The sequence below is a fragment of the Frankia sp. CoWAU3 genome (genome assembly GCF_977971855.1).
Genome location: NZ_CDWWXB010000212.1, coordinates 1 through 5,807, shown reverse-complemented (window position 1 = coordinate 5,807; position 5,807 = coordinate 1). Strand labels below are relative to the sequence as shown.

The 5,807-nt window shown below is 71.4% G+C and carries 4 protein-coding genes and 1 pseudogene; all 5 read right to left on the bottom strand.

What is annotated here, in order from left to right:
* Nucleotides 1-313 (bottom strand): annotated as a pseudogene (locus AC08ON_RS15545) (heparinase); the annotation flags it as partial.
* Nucleotides 310-1,317 carry a glycosyltransferase family 2 protein gene (locus AC08ON_RS15540; RefSeq protein WP_476608247.1) on the bottom strand — a complete coding sequence of 336 codons (1,008 nt, stop codon included), beginning with the start codon at nt 1,315-1,317 and terminating at the stop codon, nt 310-312. The gene AC08ON_RS15540 and the pseudogene AC08ON_RS15545, both read right to left, overlap by 4 nt.
* Nucleotides 1,314-2,318, bottom strand: coding sequence for a glycosyltransferase (locus AC08ON_RS15535; protein ID WP_476608248.1), 1,005 nt, complete (start codon nt 2,316-2,318; stop codon nt 1,314-1,316). Before AC08ON_RS15535 ends, AC08ON_RS15540 begins: the two co-directional genes overlap by 4 nt.
* Entirely contained in the window at nt 2,315-4,174 is a 1,860-nt protein-coding gene (locus AC08ON_RS15530; RefSeq protein ID WP_476608249.1) for an FkbM family methyltransferase, read from the bottom strand. The genes AC08ON_RS15535 and AC08ON_RS15530 overlap by 4 nt, the downstream gene beginning before the upstream one ends.
* Nucleotides 4,171-5,484 carry a glycosyltransferase family 4 protein gene (locus AC08ON_RS15525; RefSeq protein WP_476608250.1) on the bottom strand — a complete coding sequence of 438 codons (1,314 nt, stop codon included), beginning with the start codon at nt 5,482-5,484 and terminating at the stop codon, nt 4,171-4,173. The genes AC08ON_RS15530 and AC08ON_RS15525 overlap by 4 nt, the downstream gene beginning before the upstream one ends.
* Between the last annotated feature and the right edge of the window lie 323 nt (nt 5,485-5,807).

Here is a 5,807-nt window from a genome sequence, read left to right as displayed (position 1 = left end):
GCACGGGGGTTCCAGCAGCGGGGGTGCTGGAGTCCCGGGGACACAGATCGCGGGAGTGACCGAGCAGGGTGAGGCGGCCCGCGACGATCTCGTCGAACATCGGCCGAGCCGGCGGGCATCTGCCGTCGAACGGCAGGAACCCGATCGGCCAGGATTCCGCTGGCGGCCTGCCGCGCAGCAGCATCTCGCCCAGGCCCGGGTGGCGACTCAGGACGGCCCGTTGCCCGCGCAGCCGGACACGGGCGCCGAGCTGGACCGGTCGCAGTCCCGCGGTGGTGCGCAGGTAGCGACCGAGCGGAACCGACGCGGTCACCGGTGAACGGACCGGGTCAGTGTGCCGATCGTGAGCTCATACCAGGCGTAGTAGAGACAGAACAGCAGCCCCTGCCGCCCATCCCGCCATCCGCTCCGCAGCAGGTACATGTAGCAGAAGAGGACCGCCGGCTTGGCCGGAACCAGCGGGAAGATCACGTCCCTCGCGATGGTCCGCGTGAGCGGTCGGGTCGACCCGGTGGGCCGGCGCACCTCCTCGCGGACCCGCGCCAACCGCTCCCGGACAGCGGGCTGCGTCACGCGGCGCGCCGCCTCCAGTTCGGCGTAGCGCACGTGCTTGCGTAGCCAGGCGGCGAGTCCCTTGTGGTCCTCGTCGATCAGGTCGGCGGACAGCCGTCCGACCTCACCAGTGACCACGGCCCGTTCGCTGTAGGTGACGGCGTTGTCGAAGTACGCCACCCGCCGATCGAGTAGCCGCGCCTGCCAGCTGTTCGCGTACCACCCGCAGTGCGCGATCCAGCGGCCTTCGAACACCAGCCGGCGTCGTTGGCTGTAGGCCGCGCAGTCCGCCGTCCCCAGCCGGGCGGCGATCTCGGCGGCGAGCGCGGTGGACACCCATTCGTCGCTGTCGAGGAAGTACACCCAGTCGTGGGCGATCCCCGGGTGGGTCATCGCCCACTGCCGCTGGCCGGAGAATCCACGCCAAGGCTCGTGCCAGACGGTCGCACCGATGGCGCGGGCCAGATCCGCGGTGCCGTCGGTGGAACCCGAGTCCACGACGACGACCTGTCGACACCAACCGACGGACCTGATCGCCCGGACGATGTTCGGTGCCTCGTTGTGGGCGAGGATGATCGCGGTGACGGGAACCGATCCCGGCGCCGGCTGTGGCTGTGTCGATCCGGCGGGGGCTGCGGTGTCATAGGGGGTCGGCCAGTTCGCTCGGCGCGGGGTTCGCGTCGTTGCTGGTTCTGGCGCGGCTGGTTCTGGCGCGGGGAATGACGGGCCCTGGCGCGGCGGGATTCGGTGGGTCTGCGTCGTCACGGTGAGCTCTCTCCTGCGTCGAGCAACCAGTCGAAGTAACGCGTCGGATCGAAGGGGTTTCCCGTCTCGGGCCGTGGCGTGAACGTGAGCGCCGTGCGCAGCGCCACGGCGAGATCATCCGCCGACTCCCGGGAGTACGGCACCAGAACCGGGCCGGCCACCTCGCGGTTGTGTGAGGTGTCGCGGGCGATGACGGGTATCCCGGCGAGCCGTGCCTCGGCGAGAGGGTAGCCGAAGGACTCGATCGTCGTCGGCTGCAGCAACGCGCCGGCATCGCGTTGGTGGGCCCGCAGCTCGGCCGGCGTCAGCCGGCCCACGAACCTCAGCGTCCGACAGCGGGACAGGCCGTGTTCGTGGGCCTCGCGATCGGTCGCGGTGACCGTGATCGCGAGGTGGGCTCCGATCTCCTCCTGAAGCCGGGTCGCGGCGGCATCGACCATGCGGAGCAGGCGCCCCATCGGTTTGAACGGCGCGAACAACACGGGACACAGAAACCGGCCCGGCGTACGGGTCTGGGGAGGGGCCGGATCGGGGGACAGCGGATGGGGCCGGACCACCAGCCTGGCGGACAGGCTCGGAAGTACGGTGAGAACCCGGTCCGCCATCGTGGTCGTCGGTACGACGATCACGTCCGCACGACGGGCGAACAGCCGCACGAGACGTGCTGTCCGTGCCACGCCGTCGGGCAGGCCGCCGGGTAGCCGCTGGGCCTCCTCCGCCGGCAGGAAGTGCAGCACGTTGCGCAGCAGGACCCACCGTTCGCCGCGGGTCGCGAGGAAGCCGACGTTGTTGAGGGCGATCGCGCGCGCGTACCGCCCAGGCCGCTCCCGGCGGGCGAGCCAGCCCGGTCCGATCCGGCGATCTCGGCCGACCAGCTGGACCTGCAGGCCCGGCCGAAAGCTCAGGTAACCGTCCAGTTCGGTCAGGAACCGCAACGCCCCGCCCATCCGGGCACCGGCACAGTCGACCAGGATCGGGTGGGTGCTGGAGGTCGGCCTCACGCCGAGACACCCCGCGGTGCGGGGTCGTCGACGAGACCGGGCTCGGATGACGGGCGGCTGCCGGGTACCGACACCGGGCGACCGTCGGGCTGCGCGGACCCGCGGATGGCCCGGGTCGTCGATCGGGTCCGGCGGGCGTAGAGGTAGCCCGACGCCGCGTCGCCCAGATGGGTAGTCGGCACCAGGTCGTTACCGAGCAGAGTGACCTCGAAGCCGTGCCGGACCAGCAGGTCGTCGAGCGTACGGGGATCGCCGAACCCGGTGTGCACCTCCATCACGATCCGACCAACCGCGTCCAGCCATCCAGGCTCGTCGAACAGGGCGAACTCGGAGCCTTCGATGTCCAGCTTGACGAGGTCGACCTGGTCGACCCCGCCAGCCTCGAACACCTCTGCCATGGTGAGGACGTCGACGTCCCCGTCCCAGTGTGTCGCGTTCCGGCGGGCCCGCGGATCGGCGAACACGCCGGCGGTCGGACCGACCAGGGCGTGGAGCAGCTGGATGTGGTTCGACACACCGTTGCCGGCGGCATGGTTGATGAAGGCGGGGGCGAACCCGCGCTGCGCCTCGACGGCAATCACATCGGCGCCCGCTCGCGCCGCGAGCACCGAGAACAGGCCCTGGTTTGCGCCGAGGTCGACGACGACCTCGCCGGCCGCAGGCGCGTACCCGGGGAGAGCGTGGTAGACCCCGCGGCAGTACATCTCGCGCGCGCCGCCGAACGCGGTGCCGGGCAACACGACCGTCACCCCGGGCAGCGGCCGGTAGGTGTGGCCGCCGGCGGCCATCGCCCGGTCGGCGGCATCCAGGTTGCCCGCCCGGCGGATGGTCGGAGCATGCCGGGCCACGGCGGCACCGAAGCGCAGCGCCGTCGGGGGACCAGCCACCCTGGCGATCCGTTGGAGGTCCTGGAGCAGCTGGGTGGCCTGGTCGATCCGGAACATCCGGGTCTCCGTTCGGTCGGGAGAGCAGCTGGGGGTCACCCGATCGGGTGATGAGGCGGCCTGCGCCGCGATGCCGGCCGCGAACGGCCGCGGACGATGGTCCAGATCGCGGCGGGCCGCGTCGATCGCGAACGCCTTGTCCTCGGTGAGCCGGGCGATCTGTTCGGCCTTCAACCTTGGCGAGGACACCCGCCGCTCGTAGGCGCGGGTCACGGCGATGACGGGGCGGACCGGCACGGGCACGCAGATCACCCGTCGGCCGACGGCGGCGCCGGCCGTGATCACGACCTGCCGGAACGTCAATGCCTCCGGCCCGGCGACGTCATAGGCGCGTCCGATCGCCGCCGCGGTCGTCGTTGCGCGCAGCACGGTGCGGGCCAGGTCCTCGACGTGCACCGGCTGCTGCAGATGATGCCCACCGCCGGGGACCGGCAGCACCGGAACGCGCCGGAGCAGCGCCAGCAGTCGGGCCATGTTCCGGTCGTCGGGACCCCCGTAGATCATCGTCGGTCGGATGACCGTCCAGTCCAGCCCGCTCGCCGCGATGGTCCCCTCGGCCGCTACCCGGATCCGCTTCGAGGGTGGATCGAGCGTGGTGAAGATCCCGGTGGTGGAAAGGAAGACGGCCCGGCGAATGCCGGCCGCACGGGCGGCGGTCACGATCGTCTCCGCATGGCCGAACCCGAGTGAGGCGATGTTGATCAGCGCCTCGCAGTTCGCCTCGCGGAACGCCGGGAGCAACGTCGCCGGATCGTCGAGGTCACCGCGCACAGTCCCCGCGCCGCGTCGGCGCAGCTTCGTCGCCGCCGCGTCGCTGCGCGCCAGCCCGACGACCCGGTGTCCGTCCGCGAGCGCCCGGTCGACCACCCGGCTTCCGAGGAAACCGGTGCCACCGGTGATGAGGAACCTCATGCGACCACGTCCGGTGCGGGTACCTGCACCGGTGGGGAAAGGGTCGTCGGTGGGGGCAGCGCCGGGAACGGTGCGTCGTCGAACAGCAGCGTCTGGTACCGGCGGGCCAGGTCGTCGCGATCGTAGTGGGCCTCGACGTGCGCCCGCCCGCCGCGGGCCATCCGCGCCCGGCGGTCCGGGTCCGCCGCCAGGGCCAGGATCGCCTCCGCCAGCGCGGCCGGGTCCTCGGGGGGCACGACCATCTGTCCGGCGGCAAGGAGGATCCGGGCCGCCTCGCCGCGGACCGCCCCGATCACCGGGCGGCCCGCGGCGAGGAACTCGAACATCTTCGACGGGATGAACGTGTCGAACATCGGCACGTCCCGCAGCGGGACAACGCAGATGTCGGCGGCCGCGACGACGGCGGGTACCTCCTCGCGGGCAACCCCGTCGCGCAGCACCGTGTTGGCCAGCCCCAGGCTCTCGACGTGCCCGATGAGCCTGCGTTTCTCGGCCCCCTCACCGACGAAGGCGAACCGGATCGGCCGGCCGGTCACCCGGGCGGCCGCGTCGGCGATCGAGGTCAGCCCGTGCGAGATGCCGTGGGCGCCGAGGTAGAGCACGAGGGTGTCGCCGTCGGTGGCGCCCAGCCAGGCCCGGATGTCGGCCGAGGCCGCGGTCGTCGGGTGGAACCGGCGGAGGTCCACGCCGTTGGGAATCACGTGCACCTTGCGCGGCGCGATGCCTCGTCGCACGATGTCCTCCCGGAACCCCTCCGTCACCGTGACAACGGCGTCGGCGGCCCGGTAGGCGGCGAGTTCGAGGCGTTCGAGAACGCCGAGGACCCGCCGGTCGGTGAGGACGCCGAGGTGCTCGAAGATGGCCGGCCACAGGTCGCGGACCTCCACGACCAGCCGGGCGCCGCGCAGTCTGGCGAGCAGCCAGGCCGAGCCGAGGGGAAAGAAGGTCGGCGAGGACACCACCACCACGTCGGCCGGGCCGGCGGGCCAGCCGCCGAGCAGGACGCTGGTGACCATGAACGACAGATGACCGAGGGTCTTGCGGGTGATCCCCTCGTTGGGAGTGGCATAGAGCCAGGTGCGTACGACGCGGTACCCGTCGACCCGCTCGGTCCGCAGCCAGGCGCCGTGATAGGCGGCAGGGATCTTGCCCGTCGGGTGGTTCGGCATGCCGGTGAGTACGGTGACGTCGAGCCCGTTCGCCGCCCACGCGCGTGCCGTCTCCGACAACCGGGACTGGGGAGCTCCGGTCTCCGGGGGGAAGTAGTGCGTCACCAGCAGGACGCGCGACCGGACAGGAGAGGGGACCACCGACCTCGACCTCCAGTCGCCCTTTACATCCTTCGCCATGAGTAATGCATTGTATTCTGTGAGCGACTAAACGTAGGCGATGTCGCATCGCGTGTGTCGCGCTTCGTATCGATCTCATTGCCATCCATCGTCGTTGTCGGCCGCCTGGCGGTCGCGGGGGTACGAGCCGATCAGTGGCTTCGACCGGCATCCCCCAGTGGTCGGGTCCCGTTGGTCCGGTCTGTCCTGTCCGGGTTCGTCGGCCGGCGTTGCGACGGGATCGCCGCGACGCCGGCCGACGAACCCGGACAGGACAGACCGGACCAACGGGACCCGACCACTGG